This is a genomic window from Mesorhizobium sp. ESP-6-2, from assembly GCF_020164675.1.
Lineage (GTDB): Bacteria > Pseudomonadota > Alphaproteobacteria > Rhizobiales > Rhizobiaceae > Mesorhizobium.
On the sequence record NZ_JAIUGT010000006.1, the window covers coordinates 1 to 20,646 of the forward strand.

The 20,646-nt window shown below is 63.7% G+C and carries 21 protein-coding genes, 1 tRNA gene and 1 pseudogene; 11 read left to right on the forward strand and 12 right to left on the reverse strand.

The features are described 5' to 3' along the window. The first annotated feature begins 105 nt into the window (after window positions 1–105). Window positions 106–182, forward strand: a tRNA-Met gene (locus tag LB532_RS16940). Between the two features lie 336 nt (window positions 183–518). Here LB532_RS16940 and LB532_RS16945 read toward each other — a convergent pair. Continuing rightward, entirely contained in the window at window positions 519–1,025 is a 507-nt protein-coding gene (locus tag LB532_RS16945; protein ID WP_140640366.1) for an Hsp20/alpha crystallin family protein, read from the reverse strand. Window positions 1,026–1,103: 78 nt separating this feature from the next. Next, window positions 1,104–1,586 (reverse strand): Hsp20 family protein, encoded by a 483-nt coding sequence (locus LB532_RS16950; RefSeq protein WP_140640368.1) that lies wholly within the window; start codon window positions 1,584–1,586, stop codon window positions 1,104–1,106. A 267-nt stretch (window positions 1,587–1,853) separates the two neighbouring features. Between LB532_RS16950 and LB532_RS16955 the strand changes: the two genes are divergently transcribed. Next, window positions 1,854–2,171, forward strand: coding sequence for a DUF982 domain-containing protein (locus tag LB532_RS16955; protein WP_140640370.1), 318 nt, complete (start codon window positions 1,854–1,856; stop codon window positions 2,169–2,171). A gap of 143 nt (window positions 2,172–2,314) precedes the next feature. Here LB532_RS16955 and LB532_RS16960 read toward each other — a convergent pair. Continuing rightward, window positions 2,315–2,572: pseudogene (locus LB532_RS16960) on the reverse strand (usg protein); the annotation flags it as partial. A gap of 23 nt (window positions 2,573–2,595) precedes the next feature. After that, complete coding sequence (locus tag LB532_RS16965; RefSeq protein WP_140640372.1) at window positions 2,596–2,937, reverse strand: hypothetical protein; 342 nt, start codon at window positions 2,935–2,937, stop codon at window positions 2,596–2,598. Window positions 2,938–3,274: 337 nt separating this feature from the next. Between LB532_RS16965 and LB532_RS16970 the strand changes: the two genes are divergently transcribed. From LB532_RS16970 to LB532_RS16985, 4 genes are all read left to right on the forward strand, one after another. Then, window positions 3,275–3,589: a co-chaperone GroES gene (locus tag LB532_RS16970; protein ID WP_140513826.1), complete on the forward strand. Its 315-nt coding sequence runs from the start codon at window positions 3,275–3,277 to the stop codon at window positions 3,587–3,589. Window positions 3,590–3,645: 56 nt separating this feature from the next. Further along, complete coding sequence (gene groL / locus LB532_RS16975) at window positions 3,646–5,277, forward strand: chaperonin GroEL (protein WP_140640373.1); 1,632 nt, start codon at window positions 3,646–3,648, stop codon at window positions 5,275–5,277. 72 nt (window positions 5,278–5,349) lie between these two features. After that, window positions 5,350–5,661, forward strand: coding sequence for a hypothetical protein (locus tag LB532_RS16980; protein WP_224556996.1), 312 nt, complete (start codon window positions 5,350–5,352; stop codon window positions 5,659–5,661). Window positions 5,662–5,999: 338 nt separating this feature from the next. Further along, the gene (locus tag LB532_RS16985; RefSeq protein WP_140640375.1) at window positions 6,000–6,296 is read left to right on the forward strand and encodes a DUF982 domain-containing protein; all 297 of its coding nucleotides are present in this window, start codon (window positions 6,000–6,002) and stop codon (window positions 6,294–6,296) included. 152 nt (window positions 6,297–6,448) lie between these two features. Here LB532_RS16985 and LB532_RS16990 read toward each other — a convergent pair whose 3' ends face one another. Continuing rightward, window positions 6,449–7,903: an ROK family protein gene (locus tag LB532_RS16990; protein WP_140640377.1), complete on the reverse strand. Its 1,455-nt coding sequence runs from the start codon at window positions 7,901–7,903 to the stop codon at window positions 6,449–6,451. 35 nt (window positions 7,904–7,938) lie between these two features. Continuing rightward, window positions 7,939–8,847: a tagatose-bisphosphate aldolase gene (locus LB532_RS16995; RefSeq protein ID WP_140640379.1), complete on the reverse strand. Its 909-nt coding sequence runs from the start codon at window positions 8,845–8,847 to the stop codon at window positions 7,939–7,941. Between the two features lie 282 nt (window positions 8,848–9,129). On the opposite strand from LB532_RS16995, the gene LB532_RS17000 reads away from it, so the two are divergent. The 4 genes from LB532_RS17000 (at window position 9,130) to LB532_RS17015 (ending at window position 13,348) form a co-directional block, all read left to right on the forward strand. Beyond that, window positions 9,130–10,035 (forward strand): sugar-binding transcriptional regulator, encoded by a 906-nt coding sequence (locus LB532_RS17000; RefSeq protein ID WP_140640381.1) that lies wholly within the window; start codon window positions 9,130–9,132, stop codon window positions 10,033–10,035. A 434-nt stretch (window positions 10,036–10,469) separates the two neighbouring features. Beyond that, window positions 10,470–11,447 carry an ABC transporter substrate-binding protein gene (locus LB532_RS17005; protein ID WP_140500438.1) on the forward strand — a complete coding sequence of 326 codons (978 nt, stop codon included), beginning with the start codon at window positions 10,470–10,472 and terminating at the stop codon, window positions 11,445–11,447. A 100-nt stretch (window positions 11,448–11,547) separates the two neighbouring features. After that, window positions 11,548–12,609, forward strand: coding sequence for an ABC transporter permease subunit (locus LB532_RS17010; RefSeq protein ID WP_140640383.1), 1,062 nt, complete (start codon window positions 11,548–11,550; stop codon window positions 12,607–12,609). Further along, the gene (locus LB532_RS17015) at window positions 12,602–13,348 is read left to right on the forward strand and encodes an ATP-binding cassette domain-containing protein (RefSeq protein WP_140640385.1); all 747 of its coding nucleotides are present in this window, start codon (window positions 12,602–12,604) and stop codon (window positions 13,346–13,348) included. The genes LB532_RS17010 and LB532_RS17015 overlap by 8 nt, the downstream gene beginning before the upstream one ends. Before the next feature lie 12 nt (window positions 13,349–13,360). Here LB532_RS17015 and LB532_RS17020 read toward each other — a convergent pair whose 3' ends face one another. From LB532_RS17020 to LB532_RS17045, 6 genes are all read right to left on the reverse strand, one after another. Further along, a complete protein-coding gene (locus LB532_RS17020) occupies window positions 13,361–13,867 on the reverse strand; it encodes an L-2-amino-thiazoline-4-carboxylic acid hydrolase (RefSeq protein WP_140640387.1) in 507 nt (168 codons plus the stop codon). Beyond that, window positions 13,864–14,655, reverse strand: a complete 792-nt coding sequence (locus LB532_RS17025; protein WP_140640389.1) for an ATP-binding cassette domain-containing protein — start codon at window positions 14,653–14,655, stop codon at window positions 13,864–13,866. The genes LB532_RS17020 and LB532_RS17025 overlap by 4 nt, the downstream gene beginning before the upstream one ends. After that, window positions 14,652–15,509 (reverse strand): ABC transporter ATP-binding protein, encoded by an 858-nt coding sequence (locus LB532_RS17030; protein ID WP_140640391.1) that lies wholly within the window; start codon window positions 15,507–15,509, stop codon window positions 14,652–14,654. Before LB532_RS17030 ends, LB532_RS17025 begins: the two co-directional genes overlap by 4 nt. Continuing rightward, window positions 15,506–16,336, reverse strand: a complete 831-nt coding sequence (locus LB532_RS17035) for an ABC transporter permease (protein ID WP_140640393.1) — start codon at window positions 16,334–16,336, stop codon at window positions 15,506–15,508. Before LB532_RS17035 ends, LB532_RS17030 begins: the two co-directional genes overlap by 4 nt. Continuing rightward, window positions 16,333–17,319, reverse strand: coding sequence for an ABC transporter permease (locus LB532_RS17040; protein ID WP_140640395.1), 987 nt, complete (start codon window positions 17,317–17,319; stop codon window positions 16,333–16,335). Before LB532_RS17040 ends, LB532_RS17035 begins: the two co-directional genes overlap by 4 nt. Before the next feature lie 138 nt (window positions 17,320–17,457). After that, window positions 17,458–19,068, reverse strand: coding sequence for an ABC transporter substrate-binding protein (locus LB532_RS17045; protein WP_140640397.1), 1,611 nt, complete (start codon window positions 19,066–19,068; stop codon window positions 17,458–17,460). Between the two features lie 363 nt (window positions 19,069–19,431). Between LB532_RS17045 and LB532_RS17050 the strand changes: the two genes are divergently transcribed. Next, complete coding sequence (locus LB532_RS17050) at window positions 19,432–20,619, forward strand: M24 family metallopeptidase (RefSeq protein WP_140640399.1); 1,188 nt, start codon at window positions 19,432–19,434, stop codon at window positions 20,617–20,619. Window positions 20,620–20,646 lie beyond the last annotated feature (27 nt).

The following is a 20,646-nucleotide window of genomic DNA, read 5'->3' on the forward strand; positions in this document are numbered from 1 at the left end:
TCTCTTCACGAACAGGCCCGCCAAGGGATCACGGGCCGCGAAAGCGGCCCTTTCATTTGGTGAGCCATCTACCTATTTGTAGGCCTCGGCCTACCGCCAAGGTGACGCGGGGTGGAGCAGCCCGGTAGCTCGTCAGGCTCATAACCTGAAGGTCACAGGTTCAAATCCTGTCCCCGCAACCAAATCAAAACAGCCCGGCTCACCCCGGGCTGTTCTTGTATCCGGCTGATCGTCCCCGGCTGATTTGAGAACCCTCCTCAGAGCCCAGCAAAAACCCAAACCGAAGCCCCGGGACAAAACCAAATCCCGCAACACCAAACACAATCCGCCCGCCAGAACCATACAAGCCAAGCCAAAGCGTCACGGAGCCAGGCAAACCGGGCCACCGCACAAAAGACAGACCTTTCGCCGAAGATAATCCAGCCGGCAAAGCAATCGCGTCCGCCGTGTAAGCCGTCAACACTGCCATCTCGACCTGAACCGGCGGGTGGGTTTGTCCCACCGCCGGCATAGGTGGTTCAACTCTTGATCTCGATCCGCTTTGCCTGCGCTTGCGCTTTCGCGGTCTTCGGCAATGTAACCGTCAGGACGCCGTTCCTGAAGCGCGCTTCGACATTGTCTTGCTCTACCTCGACGCCGAGCGGAATGCGGCGCTCGAAACGGCCGTAATAGCGCTCGGAGAACTGGCGCTCCTTGTCCTCGGTCTCGGACCGCTTTTCGCCCTTCAGAGTCAGCACGTCGTCATCGAGCAGGACCTCGATGTCTTTTTCCTCCATGCCGGGCACTTCGGCCGTGACACGGACCTCCTTTCCAGTGTCGGAGATCTCGACGCTTGGCCAGCGTCCGCCGTCCGCGGCAACGGAAGACAAGGACGGCAGACCGGAGCCGAAACCGCGGAAAACATCGTCGAAAAGACGGTTCACCTCGCGGTGCAACGACATGAACGGATCACGTTCGCCATCGCGCAAAAGGCTGGGCACCTGGCCTCGTTCCCGGCCAAAAGGAATGAGATCACGTACGCTCATTGTCTTTCTCCTCTTTGCTTGCGTCTCCACCCACCGGACGACCGGCGTCCGGGGGTGGAAGCCTTGACCCGAATTGCCTCACGCGGCCTGTTTTTCCACTTGCACGGGCTTTGCCGCGGATTTTTCCTTGGCTCTGGCCATGCTGGTGCCGATCTCGATCTTGCGCGGTTTCATCTCTTCGGGAATCTCACGCTGGAGATCGACGCTCAGGAGACCGTTGACGAGGCCGGCGCCGGTCACCTTCACATGGTCGGCAAGTTCGAAGCGTCGCTCAAACGGTCGTCCGGCGATGCCGCGATGCAGGTATTCGCCATTGTCCTCTCCGGCACGCTCGCCGGCGATGACGAGCATGTTGGGCTCATGCACGATGCTCAATTCGTCTTGACTGAAGCCGGCCACCGCCATGGTGATGCGGTAGGCGTCGTCACCGGTCCTGGAGATGTCGTAGGGCGGCCAGTTGTCGACGTTCGCCGTGCGGCTGGCATTCTCCAGCAGGTCGAAAATACGGTCGAAGCCTATGCTCGACCGATAGAGTGGTGAAAAGTCGAAAGCGGTTCTCATAGCCACATCCTCCTTCGCTGAGCAACATGGGTACGAGGAGTGCCAAGGATGCGGCACTCCTTGACCTGCCAGCCCTTCCGGCGCCGGCGGAATCGATCTGGGAACTGACGGGCGTGGCGTCAAGAGGCCTGATCGAACGTCTCGTCGAAATTCCGGCGGCCCTTGACGCGGCCTGAACGGCTGACCATCTCGATCACGGATGGACGGTCGCCGGTGACGCCATCCGATTGCTTACTCGCAAAAAGACGTCAAAAGACGGAGGAGGTGATGAACGATATTCGGTTTCCTCAGCCGATTACCCTCGAATTATCGGATGCCCCACGCAAGGTCGCCAGCAGCTTCGAGGCTCTGGAATGCCTGGATCAACAATGGCCGAAATGGGCGCGCGGACCAAGCTGGCGCGCCGCAGGTCGTGCATGCCGTGATGCGCTGGATGGCTGGCGCAGCGGGCGTGCTGCCTACAAGGCTTTCTTGAAGGCGGCCAAGCGAGCCGGTCTGACGAGGGGCCGCTCCGCTTCGCCCCAGCAATTCCGTTCCGCGACGATGTCAAGGGCGGCCCGGCCGATGGCTGTCAGAGCAGGATGACATGAATTCCACCACTCATCCTGCTGGGAAGCTCTGACTTTAGGTATGCTCAATCGGGCCTTTGAGCGCGCCGCGTTGCAGGCGACGCGCTTCAGGTTTTTTGATCCGCTCAATGCGCTCCGCTCAATGGATGACAACGATGCGTCAACGGCGCGCCATTCCGACGGTGTGATTAGACGATGATGTGCGACGCGCACGGAATGCAGCGCGCCGTCCAGTTCGCTTTCCCAATAGCCAAGGAAGCCCTTCAGCTCCGGGAAATCGGGAGCGAGGTCGTATTCCTGCCAGACATAGAGCTGCAGCAGGTTGGGGTAGTCAGGCATACGATAGTGAATCTCGGCCGTGGTCAGGCCGTAGCCATCCATCTGCAGGCGGAATTCTCTGCTGACCGCAGTCACCATATGTTTCTCCTTTCGCTTACGACCTATGCATTCATCCTGGCGAAGTCGTGCCGGAATTCGTCCGGCGTGGACCGCGGCGCCGACACGTCGATGTCGAGCTTGCACAAGGCCTCCATGATACGGTCGAAGGAAACCGGCCGCGCGACTCCCGGCGGCAGGCGCAGTTCCGGCATCGACTCCACCGCGCAGGCATCCGAGGCCCAAGACGACAGGATCGCCCGCTTTTCCCAGAGGTCGAGCGCGTCGTTTTCCAATACCTCGTCAGGATGTTTGAAGTGCCTCGCCGGCGAAAGCAGCCGGTCAAGCGAGGTGTCGGGCGTATCAGTCAGGGAAGGCATGATCGGCGAAAATTTCTGTCGGTCCATCGATTGTCCTCCGTCTGCAAAAACTCCTCGATAGCATCCAGTTTCCGGCTGTGCTTCGGCAGCGCCGGCCAGGATAATCTTGTTGGCTCTTTGCCAAAATTCAAGCGGTGAAATCGTCGACATGGCGAGAATTCCTGCATGATAACAACGCGTTGTCACTCTCATGCGACGAGTGCCAAAATTTTTGCGCGAACCTCTTGAAACCGGAAAATTCCAAAACTAGCTCGATATGCGCGCGCGATGCCTGAACAAGGGTCGCGGCACCTCGTGCCGGGCCGATATTGCCGGTCCGGCGCGGAGGAACCTCAAAAACTGTTTGTCCTTGAAGGAGAACGACATGACGTTCCGCCCATTGCACGACCGTATCCTGGTCCGCCGCATTGAAGCCGAGGAAAAGACGGCTGGCGGCATTATCATTCCCGACACAGCCAAGGAAAAGCCGCAGGAAGGCGAGGTGATCGCCGCCGGCCCCGGCGCCCGCAACGAAGCCGGGCAGCTACAGCCGCTCGACGTCAAGGTGGGTGACCGCATTCTGTTCGGCAAATGGTCCGGCACCGAGATCAAGCTCGGCGGCCAAGACCTGATCATCATGAAGGAAAGCGATGTGATGGGCGTGATCGAGCAGACCGCGACCGTGAAGAAGGCCGCCTGACGGCTTCTTGCCAAGTTACCAGTCAACGAAAGCTGCCTAATTGAAGGAGTGATCCAATGGCTGCCAAGGAAGTGAAATTCCATACCGAAGCCCGCGAGAAGATGCTGCGCGGCGTCGACATTCTGGCCAATGCGGTGAAGGTGACGCTCGGTCCCAAAGGCCGCAACGTCGTTATCGACAAATCCTTCGGCGCGCCGCGCATCACCAAGGATGGTGTGACGGTGGCCAAGGAGATCGAACTGGAAGACAAGTTCGAGAACATGGGCGCGCAGATGGTGCGCGAAGTCGCTTCGAAAACCAACGACATCGCCGGCGACGGCACCACGACCGCGACTGTTCTTGCCCAAGCCATCGTCAAGGAAGGCGCCAAGGCCGTGGCATCGGGCATGAACCCGATGGATTTGAAACGCGGCATTGACAAGGCCGTTGAAGCGGTCGTCGCCGAACTGAAGGCCAACGCCCGCAAGGTGACGAAAAACGATGAGATCGCCCAGGTCGGCACGATCTCGGCTAATGGCGATCCCGAGATCGGCCGGTTCCTCGCCGAGGCGATGGAGAAGGTCGGCAATGAAGGTGTCATCACGGTGGAGGAGGCCAAGACCGCCGAGACCGAACTGGAGGTGGTCGAAGGCATGCAGTTCGACCGCGGCTATCTCAGCCCGTACTTCATCACCAACCAGGACAAGATGCGCGTCGAGCTCGAAGAGCCCTATGTGCTGATCCACGAGAAGAAACTGTCCAACCTGCAAGCCATGCTCCCCGTCCTCGAGGCAGTCGTGCAGTCGGGCAAGCCGCTGCTGATCATCGCCGAGGACGTCGAGGGCGAGGCGCTCGCCACGCTGGTCGTGAACAAATTGCGCGGCGGCCTGAAGGTTGCGGCCGTCAAGGCGCCTGGCTTCGGCGATCGCCGCAAGGCGATGCTGGAGGATATCGCCATCCTCACCGGCGGCACGGCGATCAGCGAGGATCTCGGCATCAAGCTCGAAAATGTCACGCTGCAGATGCTGGGCCGCGCCAAGAAAGTGGTGATCGAAAAAGAAAACACCACCATCGTCGACGGCGTTGGCCGCAAGGAAGAGATCCAGGGCCGCATCGCCCAGATCAAAGCGCAGATCGAGGAGACCACCTCCGACTACGACCGCGAGAAACTGCAGGAGCGGCTGGCGAAGCTCGCCGGTGGTGTGGCCGTCATCCGTGTCGGCGGTTCGACGGAAGTCGAGGTGAAGGAGCGCAAGGACCGTGTCGACGACGCGCTGCATGCGACCCGTGCGGCGGTCGAGGAAGGCGTACTCCCCGGCGGCGGCGTCGCGCTGCTCCGGGCTGCCAAGGCGCTCGATGCCTTGCCGATGGACAATGCCGACCAGAGGACCGGTGTCGAGATCGTGCGGCGTGCGATCGAGACCCCGGTGCGCCAGATCGCGGAGAACGCCGGCGCCGAGGGCTCGATCATCGTCGGCAAGCTGCGTGAGAAGAGCGAGTTCGGCTGGGGCTGGAACGCCCAGACCAACGAGTTCGGCGATCTCTACGGCCAAGGCGTCATCGATCCGGCAAAAGTCGTGCGCACCGCGCTTCAGGATGCCGCTTCCGTTGCTGGCCTGCTGGTCACCACAGAGGCGATGGTGGCCGAGAAGCCAAAGAAGGAGGCCGCGACCCCTGCCATGCCCGCCGGCGCGGGCATGGACTTCTAGGACGCTGGGAGGCCGCCCGCTCCCACCAGTGGGAGCGGGCGCTTCCCGGGGAAAGTTTGGAGAGAGACCACTATGACCGGCATCGGTTCCGTTTCGGCGCCCACGCATCCGGCAAACGAATTTCTCGCCTACGAGGCAGAATGCAGGAGCGTGCTGGGGCCATTGTTGATGCGCGTTCTCGACATGGCCGAGTCCGCAGGCTGGAGCCGCCGTACGGCGTCGTCGGCGCTGATGTTCCTGGCCGCGCAGCATGTGTCGGCAGCCTCGGAAGGCTCCGGCGGCTCAACCAGGGATGGAGGACGCGATCATCGGAGCACCACAGCGAACGATGGACCGATGTCCGGTTGGGAAGAGGACCGACATGATCGTGGGCCAATTGCGTGAATGCCTGAAAACGTTGAGGTGGAAAGCGGCAGACCTCGTCGACGAGCTTGGTTGCCCGCAAAGCCAGGTCGCCGCCTGGCTCGATGGGCGGGCGCTTCCGCCGCTTTCCGTCCTTGCCTGGCTCGAGGCGCTCGCCAAGGCGCATAGGGCGCTACCGGCGCCCGGCCGGGGCTCGCCAGTGCTCAAGCCCAGCCCGGTCGAGCCAGCCGAGATCAGGCTCGCGGCTGCCGGAAATCCGACGACACCGGCGCATCCGCCCTATCCGCGCCGACCTGTCTTCGCGCACCAGGCTGCCCGACATGCTTCGGTTCGTTTGCCGTCGAATGGAGGTTTAAATCATGGCACAGATGCGCTTTGAAGAACCCGTGACGATCTTGGTCGGAATGGGGCTTCCGGTGACGATCGAGACTGCGATGGAAGCATATGCCGTGTTGCAGGACTGGCCCGTTGCCAGCCGGAACGGCGCCCATGCCGTCGCCCTCAACGCTTGCAAAGCCGGTATTGCCGGCGAGATCGATGCGGAAACCGTGCGGGCGACCTTGATCGCCTTCGCGCGCCGCAATGACATTCTGGTGCCGAATATGATCTCGCCTGTGAGTACCGCGCCCAGCGGCCGCACCGTGCGAACGAATTGAGGATCTGTTCGCCACCTGTCGGTGGGCGCCCCAGCGACCACGGTCGCGCCCGCAGCGCTTCACCGTCGGTTATTGACTAGGCAGGCCTGGCCAGCTCGAAAGCGAAACGGCTTTCGAGTTGGCGAGCCCGCTGCTTCTTGTCCACCAACGTTCTAAACGTCGCCCGTCATCATCGCTCGCAGCCATGCCGTAATGGCATCGAAGTCGATCGGTTTCGTCGTGTCTACGTCGAAGAGCGGGCCGCGCCGCAGCGGTTCGGCGCGCCCAGCGAGTTCGATCAGTTCAGGAATATAGGCAGCGCCGGGATGACCCGGGAGACGCTGGCCGAGCCGGGCGCCATAGCGTTCGGCCAAAACCTCGCCCGGCGCGTGGCACCAGATTTCGAAAGTCTGTTCGACACCGGCATTCCGGAGATGATCCTCAAGCAGCTCGCGCGGCTGGAAACCGAACCAGGCGTCGACAATGAATGTGGAGCCCGCTGGGGCTTCGCCGACGACTGACCAGATCGCCTGATAGCTGGCGCGGCCGAGCGTGCGGTTGAAGGCGCGGTCGCCGCCGCCGAGCGCTTCGAGAAACGGATTCTTGATCGTATCGAGCGCAAGCAACGGCCATCCCATGCAGTCGGCTAAGCCGCGCGAGACCGTGCTCTTGCCGCTGGCCGGGATGCCGTTGACCAGCACGGCGCGCCTGGCGCCGCCGGTTTGGACAAAAGACCGGCCTAAAATCGGCGCGGTCGCCGTGTCTGTTCCGGCCAGCGCCTGCAATCCCGCGCCGATCACGCCGGCCTCGTCGCCGAGCTGCGCCGGCTCGACCGGGCATTGATACCACGGCGCCAGGGCCGGCGCGCGGCCGAGCGCCTTGTGTGCCGCCCGGCCAAGACCGCCGCCGAGCAGGACGAGATCGGGGTCGAACAGGGCGACGCTGGTATCGATGGCGGCACGCAAGGGCGTTGCCCAGGCTTCCAGTATAGCGCGCGCCTGGATGTCTCCGGCGGCGTCGCGGGCAAAGAGCTGGTCGACCGAAAGATCGGGACGCAAGCCGGCCCGCGCAATATGACGGCCGAGCGCGGTGCCCGAACTGGTGGTCTCGACACAGCCGCGCCGGCCGCAGGCGCATATCTCGCCATTGACGTCGACGGTGATGTGGCCGAGCTGCCCGGCCGTTGCCCGGCCACGCAAGATCCGCCGATCTTGAGCGACGGCGCCGCCAATGCCGGTGCCGATGGTGAACATGGCGATGTCGTCGTGACCCCGGCCGGCGCCGAGCGCCATCTCGGCGACCAGTGCCATGTTGCAGTCATTGTCGATGACGACGGGCTTGCCGGCCATGTCCTCCAGGCACTGCGCCAGCGAGACGGAGGCCAGATTGACGTAGCCGCCGGACAGGACCGCGCGGCGATGCGCGTCGACGCGACCGGGAACACCGATGCCGATGGCTGAAACCTCAGATGTATCGAGCCGGCGCACCATCCCGGCGATCCGCGAGAGCACAAGCTGCGGATCTGGCGCGCTCTTTTCGGACAGGCGTTCGAGGATTTCACCGGTGCCGGAAATGCGCGCGGCCCGCAGATTGGTGCCGCCTATATCTATCCCTATGCTGAGAGGCATGACGTCCTGCACGTGCCGGTGATCCAACGCGGATATCAGGCGGCGGCCTTGCGCCGGTGATGCCCGATTACCGACTGGATCTCACGCAATCGCGGCACCGCGATGGTCTTAAGCCTTTCGCGTTGAATGTCACGATCGAGCGAGATGCAGTCCTTCCACAGCGAGCGGCCGGCGATGACGCCGGAGGCGCCGTTCTGCATGGCAATCTCGACCTGGCCTAGGAAGGTGGCGTGGTCGACGCCGGCCGAAAGCACCGCCCATGGCACCTCGCCAGCCATTCTCGTGATGTTGGCGCAGGCTTCCGCCGTTCCGGGATAGGGAAGCTTCAGAACCTTTGCCCCGCACTCCAGCGAGATCCTTGTGCCTTCCTCGACGAGCCACGGGGTCTTCGCCGCATAATCTTGCGGGCTTTCGCTTTCGAGCTGATAAGTCAGGAATTCGACGACGAGCAGCAAGTCTTCCTGCCCGAAATCGGCGATGCATTGACGCAGGATGGCGATGTTGTGCTCATTCGCGTCGGGCTTGTCGGCCCGTAGATACACCATGATCTTGCCGCCCGTGCCGCCCAGCTCGCGCACGCGGCGCGCATCGATGCCGGGGACAAGGCGCGACAGGCGATAGCCTTCAGGCGAGACGTCGAAGCCCGAGGCGTCGAGGCCGATAAGCAGCGCGGTATCGCGATTCAGCACGCCTTCCTCGACGACCCGCGGCACCGCGCAAAGCGGGTCGAGCAGCACGCAGGACGCAGCACTTGCAAGGTAGCGCGTGATGTCGGCCTTGGTGTCGCCGAGCATGTCGTTGGTGATCCTGGCCTGTTCGGCCAGATCCGACGCCAGCAAGGTGCGCATGCCGCCGCGCTGGTCGCAGGCGATGGCCACCATGGCCCCGTCCTTGCCGCATATCTGCTGATAGCCGCGCAGCTCCGCGGTGGTCATCTTTGTCATGGTCTCTGTCCGATGTTGGCGCTCTCTGGCCGAGGGCGCGGATCCCGTGAAAACAAGAATGTTCAGTTTGCCCGCCTGCCGGCAGGGGAGAATTGCCGTCTGGATGCGCCGTCGATTGCCCGGAAAAGCACACCTTGCCGGCGCCTGGGCAGGAACGGCCTCAAGTTGCGAGTTCGCCGGATTTGCGCGATAACTCTTATCGGCGTATGTGTGTAACACGTTGCTGAAAGGAATTGCAAGCTGGCTGTCCCTCCCATTCAGGACGCGACCGCATCGCGCACGATGCTGCACACGGTCGCCAAACTGCATTACGAGGCGGAGATGTCGCAGGTCGACATCGCGCGGCAGCTTGGCGTCTCCACCGCGACCATTTCGCGCCTCTTGCAGCGGGCGCGGGCGGAAGGGATAGTCCGTATCGAGGTTCTCGATCTGGCGGCACCGGAAGAGATCACCGGGCAACTGATCGACAGGCTGGGCCTCCGTGACGCGGCAGTGGTCGAGACGCCGGCCGCAGGCGCACTGACGGCGCTGGCCGGTCCGCTCGGCGGTCTGCTCAAGCAGGCGCGATTGGGGGCCGGCTCCGTGATCGCCATCGGCTGGGGACGCGCTGTACGCGAGGTAATCCGCGCCGGCCTGCCTCGCATTCCGGGCGTGCTGACCGTTGCCGCCACCGGCGGCATGCAGCAGCACGCGGCGCATTTTCAGGTCAACGAATTCGTCCGCCTCGCCGCCGAGGAGTTCGGCGGCACGCCGCACTTCATTCATGCGCCCTACCTGCCTTCCAGCGAATTGCGTCAGGTCTTCCTTGGTGATGCCGCCATCAGCGATGCCGTCGCGCTGTGGGACAGGACCGATGTCGCGATCGTCGGCATCGGCCTGCCGCATGCCATCAATGCACCCGAGGCGAGCGCAGCCACGCCGAGCGAGCAGGCGCTGGTCCATGCGGCTGGCGATGTCCTTCGGCATTATTTCGATGCCGATGGCGCGCTGATCGCCTGGGAAGGAGAGGGCCGGATGATTGCCATGTCGCCGGCGCAGCTCAGCGCCGTACCGCTGGTGATCGGTGTCGCGGCGTCGCCGGAAAAGGCGACGGCCATCATCGGCGCCGCTCGCGCCCGGCTGATCAACGCCGTGATAACGGATACGAAGACGGCGCAAGCCATCCTCGCTGCCCTGCCGCCGCGATAATGCCGATCGCCCAACGTGACGTCGCCGCCTTACCAGTTCGCAAGAGCGATTTTACGAAATCGGTTGTGCCGCCGAGAAGTCGAGGCAATAGTTCGCCGGGCCTTTGTGGAGCGGTCAGATGTTGCGTGAAGATCCGGCGCTGCTACCCGGAAAAACCGAGTTGCAATTTATTTCTGCAAAGTGTTACAAGTTTGTGGACCTTGGCGTGCGATGCATGCCGGGTGCTGTGGTTCTCTGACCTCGCGGAGGGCGAGGAAGTGACCACGGCTATCGTACCGGTCGGCCAGACCGGCTGACATATCGACTGGAGGGCGCTTGGGAGGAGCTGCCCGCGAAAGGCAAACAGGCGTTTCCGGCCGTCTTGTCCCAAGCGGATGACGGCCATTCGATGTCACTTGCAACGGCAGATCTGCCAACACAATGAGGAGGATGTCATGAAGAAGATCGTTGCCGCGCTCGCGGCTCTTGCCGTCAGCGCGACGGTGCTTATCGCGCCCGCGCAGGCTCAAGACAAGAAATACACCATCGCGCTCGTTCCGGGCCTGACCACCGACGGTTTCTACATCACCATGCGCAAGGGCGCCCAGGCCGCAGCCGACGCGCTTGGCGTGAACCTGGTCTTCCAGGGCGCTCCTGAGTTCAATCCGGTCACCCAGGTGCCGGTGCTTGACGCGGTCATCGCCAAGAAGCCGGACGCGATCCTGATCGCGCCGACCGACAAGGTCCAGTTGGTCGAGCCGCTGCGCAAGGCCAATGACGCAGGCATTCCGGTCATCACCGTGGATACGTTCATCGGCACCGGCGCCTATCAGACCGGCGCGGGTGACGCCGATTTCCCGCTGGCCTACATCGCCTCGGACAATGTGCTGGGCGGCGAGATCGCGGCGCGGGCGCTTGCCAAGGCCGTCGGCGACAAGGGCAAGGTCTATGTCTCCAACGTCAAGCCCGGCATCTCGACCACCGACCAGCGCGAGGAGGGCTTCAAGAAGGAGATGGCCAACCATCCCGGCATCACCGTTCTCGAGACCCAGTTCAATGATGACGATGCCAACAAGGCGGCCTCGCAGCTGCAGGCGGTGTTCGCGCGCAACCCCGACCTCGTGGGCGTGTTCGGCGCCAATCTGTTCTCGGCGCTGGGCGCCGCCAATGGCGTCAAGCAGGCAGGGCAGACGGGCACCGTCAAAGTGGTTGCCTTCGATGCTCCGACCAGCATCGTCGACAACATCAACACCGGTCTTGTGGATGTGGCGATCGCCCAGCATCCCGCGGAGATCGGCTATTTCGGCGTCGTCTCGGCCTATGCCCATCTGACCGGCCAGTCCATCCCGGTCACGATCGGCACCGGCTTCACGATCATGGACAAGTCCAACATCGCCGATCCGAACATCTCGAAGTATCTCTACTCCGAGTAAGTCCGGACCAGCTTGGCTCTTCCCGGTCCGCCGGGAGGAGCCCGTGCCGGTCCCCGCCAGAGGCGGGACCTGTTTGAAGCAGCCGCGCCGCGGAGTACTCATGACCTCGACATCACCAGCACAGCCAGCCGAGAAGCATGTCGCCCCCCAGGCCGACCACGGCGATCCGGCCAGGAGCTGGATCGCACGCATCGCCGAGGGGCGCGCCTGGCTGTTTCTCGCCGGCCTGATCATCTGTTTCGAAATCTGGTCGCGAAGCGCCTTCGGCGCCACTTTCGTGCTCAATCCGTTCAATCTGCAATCCATCGCGATCTTCGCCGTGGCGCCGCTGCTTTTGGCGACCGGGCAGACCTTCGTCATCATTTCAGGCGGCATCGACCTGTCGCTCGGCTTCATCATGGGCCTTGCGGCGGTCATCGCCGCGCATGCCACCAACATGGCGGGCGCCGCCATTCCGTTGCCGTTGGCCATGCTTGCCGGCATCCTTGCCGCGGTGATCGTGGCCGGCGTGCCCGGCGTCATCAACGGCTTGCTGATCTCGCGGCTCAGGGTCCCGCCCTTCATCGGCACGCTCGGCATGTTCGGCGTCGCCCGCGGTGTCGCCTTCCTGCTTGCCGGCGGCACGACGGTGCCGGTACAGAATTCCTGGTTCGCACTGCTCGGCAACGGCAAGTTCTATGGCGTGCCCTATCTGGTTATGATCGCCGCTGTCTTCGTCGTCGTGATGCACTATCTGCTCAGCCAGACCCGGTTCGGCCAGCACAATTACGCCATTGGCGCCAATGTCCAGGCCGCGCGCCGCGCCGGCATCGACATCAGGGGCCACATCCTGCGGCTCTATGTGCTGTCGGCAATGTGCGCCGGGCTTGGCGGCGCGCTCTATGCGGCGCGCTTCACCGCCGGTGCCGCGCAGGCCGGCGAACCGCTGCTGCTCGACAGCGTCGCGGCGGTGGTGATCGGCGGCGCCAGCCTGTTCGGCGGCTCCGGCACCATCTTCGGCACCGTCGCCGGCGCGCTGGTGATCGCGGTCATTCAGTACGGGCTCGTGTTCGTCAATGTCGAGCCGTTCTGGCAGTTCATCGCCGTCGGCGTCGTCATTATCATTTCCGTTCTCATCGACCAGGCGCAGCGCCGGTTCAGTGGAGCCCGTCAGGATGAATAGCACCGAGCCTCTCCTCGAAGTCCGGAACCTTTCCAAGCATTTCGGTGCCGTGCGGGCGCTCAATGATTTCTCCATGGCCGTGCGGCCGGGCGAAGTGGTGGCGCTTGCCGGCGACAATGGCGCCGGCAAGACGACGCTGATCAAGGCGATCTCGGGCGTGTTCCAGCCGACGGGCGGAGAAATCCTGCTCAGGGGGCAGCCGGTGGCTTTCGCCACGCCGCAGGAGGCGCGCGAAAAGGGCATTGAGACGATCTACCAGGACCTCGCGCTGGCCGATAATCTGTCGATCGGCGCCAACATCTTTCTCGGCCGTGAGCCCATGCGCAAGGCGTTTGGCTTCCTGCCGGTGCTCGACCGCAAGGCGATGGCCGAGGCCGCCAGGGAGACGATGAAGCGGCTGGACTTCCACGTCAGCCGACTGAACGCGCCGGTCAGCAATTTCTCCGGCGGCCAGCGGCAGGCCGTGGCCATCGGCCGCGCCGTCTACTGGGATGCGCAAATCCTGATCATGGATGAACCGACGGCCGCGCTCGGCGTGCCGGAGCAGCGCAAGGTTATTTCGCTCATCCACCAGCTCAAGGCGCAAGGGCGCGGCGTGATCTTCATCTCGCATAATCTGCAGGACATCTTCGCCGTTTCCGATCGCATCGTCGTGCTGCGGCGCGGGATCCAGGCCGGCGAGCGCAAGATCTCCGAGACCAACCATGACGAGGTCGTCAAGCTGATGGTCGGCGGCTAAGGCCGTCAATTGCTATCCGGCATCGCGGTTGGTCAGCGTGATATGGCAGCAGCCGCTGCCGTGGCCGGGCGTCCAGGTGACATTGTCGAAACGCACGCCGGTCGCCTCGAACAGGCCACGGTCGAAGGCGCCGGCGATGCGGCAGAGCGTGGCGAGTTTTTCCTCGCCGACGCCAGCGTCGACCCAGGCATCCTTGAGAGGGCAGCGTTTCACCTTGAAAGCGATGCGGTCGGGCCCGCGTTCGACATCCGTCGGATACATCCGGCCGTCATCCGGGCTGACCGACAGGAAAGCTTCGCCTATCGAACGCGCGTCGCTGGGACCGAATGCGGCGAAGGCGGCTGCGGCCACTTCCTTGCCGCGCTGCTCGATGGTCCGGGTCATTATCGCCTCGGCTCTTTCGGCGCCCAGCTCAGCGGTCAACTCATCCAGGAACAGGCGATAGAGGTCGGCCCGGTTGCGGAATGCGGAATCGAGTTCGCGCGACAGTTTCTCGGCTCTGGCTTCGGGGTCGGTCATGATGCTTCCTGCGTGGTTCTTCTGAGCTTTGGTGTGGCCGCCACGAGCGCCTTGCCGATAGCCGATCGCGGCGCATCGATGACGGCGCGGGCATCGCCGCTCTCGGCAATCCGCCCGCCGTCGAGAAGGATGACGCGGTGGGCGACGGCCCTGACGACGCCGAGATCATGCGAAATAAAGAGATAGGCGATCCGTTCCTGGCGTTGCAGGTCGAGCAAAAGATCAAGGATCTGTCCGCGCACCGAGACATCAAGCGCCGACACCGCTTCGTCGAGCACGATCAGCGAGGGTTTCGTGGCTATGGCGCGGGCAATCGCCACCCGCTGCCGCTGGCCGCCCGAGATTTCGTGGATGGCGCGCGAGGCAAGCTCCGCCGTAAGGCCGACGCGCTCCAGCAGGGCGGCGATGCGGCGCGGGCGCTCGGAACGGGAGGCGACGCCGTGGATGCGCAAGGGATCGTCAAGCACGCGCGCCACCGTGGCGCGCGGGTTGAACGCGGCAAGCGGATCCTGGAACACCATCTGCAATCGAGCGCGACGCGCACGCAAGCCGGCGCCGCCCAGAGCCAGGAAATCATGGCCTTCGAACTCGATCCGGCCGGCATCCGGCTCAATCAGCCGCAACACCAGCCGCGCGATCGTCGACTTGCCGCTGCCGGAGGGGCCGGCCAGCGCCAGCGTCTCGCCGGGCCTGATTTCGAAAGAAACGTCGTCGACCGCGGTAACCGTCTTGCCGCCACGGCGGTAATGCCTGGTAAGGTTGGAAACCGCCAGCACCGGGGCGCTCATGCGATCATACCGGGGTGCAGCGGTTCGGCGTCGAGGCCGATATGGGCGTCGAGCAGCGCGCGCGTGTAGGCTTCAGTTGGCGCACCGACGATCTGTTGCGTGGCGCCAAGTTCGATCAATTCGCCATGCCGGAACACGGCAATGCGGTCCGCCAGCTCTGCGGCCAGCGCAATGTCGTGACTGATGAACAGCAGCGTCATGCCGTCTTCTGTCGCCAGCCGCCGGATCAGTGCGACGATCTCGGCCTGCACGATGGTGTCGAGCGCGCTGGTCGCCTCGTCGGCGATCAAAAGTCTCGGACCGGCTGCGATCGCGGCTGCAATCGCCACACGCTGCTTCTGGCCACCGGACAGCTGATGCGGATAGGCGCGCAGGGCGGAGTCCGGGTCGGGCAGGCGGACGCGTTCGAGCAGGTCCTTCGCTTTGGCGTATGCCAGAGGCCATGTGAGACCGAGGTGGGTGCGGGAGACTTCGGCGATTTGTTTGCCGACAGTCATGACAGGATCGAGGCTGGCGGACGGGTCCTGAAAGATGAAGCCGATATCGCGGCCGAGGAGGGGTGTGGGGCCTGGTTTGGAAGTGGTCTTTTGAACGCTGCGTTCTATGAGGGGCGCCTTGGCACCCAACCTCGACGGTCGCAAAACCCACTCGATACGTCCGTCAATCCTGGCGCTCGCCGGCAACAATCCCGCACTCGCCAAAGCCAGCGTGCTTTTGCCCGAGCCGCTTTCACCGATCACGGCCAGCCGCTCGCCAGCCATGATGTCGAGGCTGATGTCTCTCAGCGCCACCACCTCGCTGTCGTCGCGGCGATAGGTCACCGCGAGGTGGCGGATCGAAGCCAGCGCGGTCACGACAGGCCTCTTCTGACCGCCGTGGTCTCGACGATGCCTTCGCCGGCGAGGTAAACACCGAGCACCGTCAGAACCAGTGCTATGCCGGGTACGATCGACAGGAAGGGCGCGGTGCGCAGCACCGCGCGGCCCTCTGCTATCATGCCGCCCCAGGTGACCCGATTGGGGTCGCCAAGGCCGAGGAAGGACAAAGCCGCCTCGGTGAGGATCGCCGCTGCCACGATCACCGAGGACAGCGCCAGCACCGGCGGCAAGGCATTGGGCAGTACCTCGCGAAAGGCGATTTCCAGCGGATGCATGCCGATGACGCGCGCGCCGGCGACGTAGTCGCGCTCACGGATCGACAGCACTTCCGCGCGGGCGACGCGCGCGGGCCCTGTCCAGGTGCCGAGCGCTATTGCCGCCACGACGACGCCGAGCGAAGGGCCGACCACGCTGACGAAGGCTAGCGCCAGCAGAAAGCCCGGCACGGTCTGGAAGGCATCGGTGACGCGCATCAGCACCTCGTCGGTCAGGCCGCCGGCAAAGCCGGCCAGCGTGCCAACCACCGCGCCAATCGCAAGAGCGGCAGCGGCGGCCGCCACGCCGACGGCCAGCGACGTGCGAGCACCATGGAAAAGCTCGGCCAGCACGTCACGGCCGAGGCGGTCCGTGCCGAGCGGCAGCGACCAGTCCTGGAAGGGCGGCAGCAGCGCCGGGCCGGCGATGGCTTGCGGGTCGCCCGGAAACAGCAGCGGCGCCGACAGGGCCATGGCGCACAATGCCGCCAGGAGGATGGCGCCGGCGACCGCCTCCGGCGTGCGCAGAAAGCGGCGAAGCGTGCTCATGTGCCGACCTCGCTGGCACCGACGCGCGGGTCGAGAAAGGCATAGGCGATATCGACGAGAAGATTGATGACGATGACCAGGACGGCGCTGACGAGAATGATGCCGAGCAGCAAGGGCGTGTCGCGCGCGGCCACTGCTTCCTGCGCCAGCCGGCCGAGACCGGGCACGGCAAAGACACTCTCGATGACGACGCTGCCGCCCAGCATCTGCGCCGACTGCAGGCCGAGCATCGTGACCAATGGCAGCAGCGCGTTGCGGGCGACATGGGCAAGCACGATGCGGGGGCGCGACAAGCCCCTGGCGCGGGCGGCCAGCACAAAATCCTGCCGCCAGACCTCGGCCATGCCGGCGCGCATCATCCGCAAATAGAGCGCCAGGTAGATGAAGCCGAGGGCGCAGACCGGCAGGACGAGATGGATGGCGATGTCGGCTGCGCGGTCGAGACCGGCCTTGCCGGACGCGATGGTCTCGATGCCGCCGATTGGCAGCCAGCGCAGGTCGACCGCGAAGACGACGATCAGCACCAGGCCGAGCCAGAAGCCCGGCACGGCATAGAATGCCAGCGAACCGATGGAGAGAAAACGGTCGCGAAAACTGCCCGGCCTGGCGCCAGCATAGATGCCCAGCGCCGAGCCGAGGCCGAAGGAAAGCGCGGTGGCGCTGCCCATCAACCATAGCGTGGTCGGTAGGCGCTCGAGGATCACGTCGCGGATCGGCCGCGAAAAGGTGACGGACTGGCCGAGATCGAGATGCAGCAGCGCCCAGAGATAGTTGGCGAGCCGCGTCAACTCCGACTGGTCGAGGCCCCAGCGATGGCGCAACAGCTCGATCATGCCGGCATCGCCGCCGGTCGAGACGATATAGGCATCGACCGCGTCGCCCGGGGCGGCTTCGAGCAACAGGAACGTGCCGACGACGACGATCAAAAGCACGAAGACGCTACCGACGAGGCGGCGACGGAGGAGCGTGAGGGCGCGGTTCATGGCGGCGTCGAAGAGGTGGTGAGACGACTGAACAAAATGTCGCGCTTGAGCGCCCCCCTCTGTCCTGCCGGACAGAGGGGGGCCTCGTAGAACTCAACGCCTACGATGATTTCGCGAACGTTCATCCGCGAAATACTGTCACGATTCCAGATAGGTGTCCGCCCAGTTCGATACCGCCCAGCGCGGATTGTTGGCGATGTTGCCGACAGTGTCGCGGGCGACGCTGATGAAGCTCCATTCGGCGACATTGATCAGCGGCAGGTCGGCGGCCACCTCTTTCTGGAATTCCTTGTAGAGGTCGGTGCGGGCCGATGTATCGAGCGTCTCGGACGCCTTGGCGATGAGGGCATCGAGCGCATCGTTCTTGTAGCCGCCCTGATTGGAGAACGGCACGCCGTCCGGAATGCCGCTCTGCACCAGGATGGTGGTGGAGATCGCCGGGTCGCCGCGGAACACCGGCGGGCCGACGGCGAGGTCGAAAGCGTGGTCGGTGTAGACGGCCTTGATGTGCGCGGCGGAATCGTTGTTGACGAGCTCGGCGTCGACGCCGATGGCGGCGAGGGCCTGGCGCAGATAGTCGCCGAACTGCTTGGTCTCGTTGAAATAGGGCGCCGGCAACAGTTTCAGCGAAAAACGCTTGCCGTCGGCGCCCTTCTTGTACCCGGCCTCTTCGAGCAGCGCATTGGCCTTGGCGACGTCGAAGGCATAGGTCGGCACATCGGCGGTATAGAACTGCGGATCGTTCTTCGGCACCGGCCCGGTGGCGGTGGCGGCATAGCCGAGGAACACCGTCTTGACGACGAAATCCTTGTCGATGGCATGCGCGATGGCCTGGCGCACCTTGAGGTCGGCGAGCTCCTTGCGGCGATGGTTGATCTCGACGACGAGCTGGTAGGTCAGTCCCTCATAGCCCTTGGTGATCACTTTCAGGCCCGGCACTTTCGAGATGCGGTCAAGATCGGCCAGCGGCACGGCGGAGAAGGCGGCTAGCTGGATCTCTCCGGCCTCCAGCGCGCTCGCCGCCGAAGTGCGGTCGGGCAGCACCTGGTAGATGACCTCATCGAGATAGGGCTCGTCCTTGCCCCAATAATCCGTGTTCTTCGTCAGCCGGTAGTACTGGCCGGCCTTGTATTCGCCGAACTTGAACGGCCCGGTGCCGATAGGCGCGTTGTTGGCCGGGTTGTCCTCGATCTTGCCGACTTCGTAAATGTGCTTCGGCACCACGCTGCTCAGCGCCGGCAGAGCGTTGCGGATCAGCTGGAAGGGCGTCGGCTTGGCGAATTTGAACACGGCGGTCAATTCGTCAGGTGTATCGACCGCGGCAAGATCCTTGAACACGGTGCGGCCGAGATTCTGCAGCGGCTTCCAGATCTGCAGCGCCGAGAAGGCGACGTCGGCCGAGGTGAACGGCTTGCCGTCATGCCATTTGACCCCTTCGCGCAGTTTGAAGGTCGCCGACAGCCCGTCGGCGGCGCCTTCCCAACTGACCGCCAGGCGTGGTGCAAGCCCGTCCTTGCCGTCGAAGGACGCTTCGGCCAGCGTTTCGACGATCTTGCTGGAGATGAAGAAGACACCGTTGGAGGCGACGATGGCCGGGTTGAGGTTGCGCGGCTCGGAATCTGCGGCGAGCACCAGGCGTCCACCTTTCTTCGGCGTCTGCGCCCAGCTCGGGGTCGGCATCGCGGTGGAGGCCAGAAGCACGGCAGAGCCGGCAAGCACCGTGCGGCGTGAAATCCTGAACTCCGGCATCACCCTATTACCCCTCTATCTCATATCTTCCACGGAGGCCCTTCGGGCGTTTCCATGCACATTTGATTATGGGCCTTGCCGAGGGTTTCGCCAGAGACGGAATTGGCGCATCGTGGCGTGGCTTTGAAATTTTTGTTCGCTGGACCAGTTACGGGACAGTGGTCGGTAGACCTGGTCTGGTAAGACCAGATGATGCGATGCGTCCCAGATTACCGGCATCAGCGACGGCCACTCAGTTGGGCGACCTGTTTCTGGCTGGACCAGATACACCAAAATGGTGCAGATATGGCCCCGAAGTCGGGAGATCGGGATCAGGCAGCCAACAGTCCAGCCGACCGGCGCCGGAATTCAGGGAGAGAGACAATGAACATAGCCCCGGGCAAGAACGCCGTCGGCGACATCCCATTCGACCACGTCAGGGTCGATAGCCTGATGGAAGAGGCTGATATCGACGTCCTGCTCGCGACATCCAAGCACAACACCCAATATCTGCTCGGCGGCTACAAGTTCATCTTCTTCGCCGCCATGGATGCGATCGGCCACAGCCGCTATTTGCCTATCGTGATCTACGAAAAAGGCGGCCCGGACCACGCCGCCTATATCGGCAACCGCATGGAGGGCGGCGAACACCAGAACCACCCGTTCTGGACGCCGACGCTGCATGCCGCCTGCTGGGGCACGCTCGATGCCGCCAATCTCGCCGTCGAGCATGTGCGCAAGATCGGCAAGGGCGACGCTCGCATCGGCATCGAGCCAGGTTTCCTGCCGTCGGACGCCTATGCCCTGATCCGCAAAGCGCTCCCCGACGCCAGGCTGATCGATGCCACCGACATGCTGGAGCGCATGCGCGCCATCAAGACCGAGGCCGAACTGGAGAAACTGCGTATCGCTTCCGAGCTGATCACCGATTCCATGCTGGCCACCATCCAATGGGCGCGCGAAGGCACGACCAAGAGCGAGATGATCGAACAGCTTCGGCGCGAGGAAACCAATCGCGGCGCGCATTTCGAATATTGCCTGCTGACGCTGGGCTCCAGCCACAACCGCGCCGCCTCGTCGCAGGCGTGGAAAAAGCGCGAAGTGCTGTCGATCGATTCCGGCGGCAATTATCATGGCTATATCGGCGACCTCTGCCGGATGGGCATTCTGGGCGAACCGGACGCTGAGCTCGAGGACCTGCTGGCCGAAGTCGAGGCGGTGCAGCAGGCGGCGTTCTCGAAGGTGAAGGCGGGTACGCTGGGCGGCGACATGATTTCCCATGCCGAAGGCGTGCTGAAAAAATCCAAGGTCGCGCCCTACACGGATTTCTTCGCTCACGGCATGGGCCTGATCACGCATGAGGCGCCGTTCCTGATGACCAACCATCCGGTGACCTATGAAGGCACCTACGCGGCCAAGCCGCTGGAGAGGAACATGGTGCTGTCGGTAGAGACGACCATGCTTCACCCGACGCGCGGCTTCATCAAGCTGGAGGATACGGTGGCGGTTACCGATACCGGCTATGTGATGTTCGGGGATCGGGGTCGGGGATGGAACCGAGGTGGCATGTAACCTGCCACATTGCAAATGAGCGTGCCG

Excerpts from the sequence above, each read along its gene's own strand:
- LB532_RS16950 (WP_140640368.1), bottom strand. The coding sequence starts at position 1,586 with ATGAGAACCGCTTTCGACTTTTCACCACTCTATCGGTCGAGCATAGGC.
- LB532_RS16965 (WP_140640372.1), bottom strand. The coding sequence starts at position 2,937 with ATGGACCGACAGAAATTTTCGCCGATCATGCCTTCCCTGACTGATACG.
- LB532_RS17005 (WP_140500438.1), top strand. The coding sequence starts at position 10,470 with ATGAAGAAGATCGTTGCCGCGCTCGCGGCTCTTGCCGTCAGCGCGACG.
- groL (WP_140640373.1), top strand. The coding sequence starts at position 3,646 with ATGGCTGCCAAGGAAGTGAAATTCCATACCGAAGCCCGCGAGAAGATG.
- LB532_RS17025 (WP_140640389.1), bottom strand. The coding sequence starts at position 14,655 with ATGAGCGCCCCGGTGCTGGCGGTTTCCAACCTTACCAGGCATTACCGC.
- LB532_RS16955 (WP_140640370.1), top strand. The coding sequence starts at position 1,854 with ATGAACGATATTCGGTTTCCTCAGCCGATTACCCTCGAATTATCGGAT.
- LB532_RS16995 (WP_140640379.1), bottom strand. The coding sequence starts at position 8,847 with ATGACAAAGATGACCACCGCGGAGCTGCGCGGCTATCAGCAGATATGC.
- LB532_RS17020 (WP_140640387.1), bottom strand. The coding sequence starts at position 13,867 with ATGACCGACCCCGAAGCCAGAGCCGAGAAACTGTCGCGCGAACTCGAT.
- LB532_RS16985 (WP_140640375.1), top strand. The coding sequence starts at position 6,000 with ATGGCACAGATGCGCTTTGAAGAACCCGTGACGATCTTGGTCGGAATG.
- LB532_RS17000 (WP_140640381.1), top strand. The coding sequence starts at position 9,130 with ATGCTGCACACGGTCGCCAAACTGCATTACGAGGCGGAGATGTCGCAG.
- LB532_RS16970 (WP_140513826.1), top strand. The coding sequence starts at position 3,275 with ATGACGTTCCGCCCATTGCACGACCGTATCCTGGTCCGCCGCATTGAA.
- LB532_RS17015 (WP_140640385.1), top strand. The coding sequence starts at position 12,602 with ATGAATAGCACCGAGCCTCTCCTCGAAGTCCGGAACCTTTCCAAGCAT.
- LB532_RS16980 (WP_224556996.1), top strand. The coding sequence starts at position 5,350 with ATGACCGGCATCGGTTCCGTTTCGGCGCCCACGCATCCGGCAAACGAA.
- LB532_RS17035 (WP_140640393.1), bottom strand. The coding sequence starts at position 16,336 with ATGAGCACGCTTCGCCGCTTTCTGCGCACGCCGGAGGCGGTCGCCGGC.
- LB532_RS17010 (WP_140640383.1), top strand. The coding sequence starts at position 11,548 with ATGACCTCGACATCACCAGCACAGCCAGCCGAGAAGCATGTCGCCCCC.
- LB532_RS17050 (WP_140640399.1), top strand. The coding sequence starts at position 19,432 with ATGAACATAGCCCCGGGCAAGAACGCCGTCGGCGACATCCCATTCGAC.
- LB532_RS17045 (WP_140640397.1), bottom strand. The coding sequence starts at position 19,068 with ATGCCGGAGTTCAGGATTTCACGCCGCACGGTGCTTGCCGGCTCTGCC.
- LB532_RS16990 (WP_140640377.1), bottom strand. The coding sequence starts at position 7,903 with ATGCCTCTCAGCATAGGGATAGATATAGGCGGCACCAATCTGCGGGCC.
- LB532_RS16945 (WP_140640366.1), bottom strand. The coding sequence starts at position 1,025 with ATGAGCGTACGTGATCTCATTCCTTTTGGCCGGGAACGAGGCCAGGTG.
- LB532_RS17040 (WP_140640395.1), bottom strand. The coding sequence starts at position 17,319 with ATGAACCGCGCCCTCACGCTCCTCCGTCGCCGCCTCGTCGGTAGCGTC.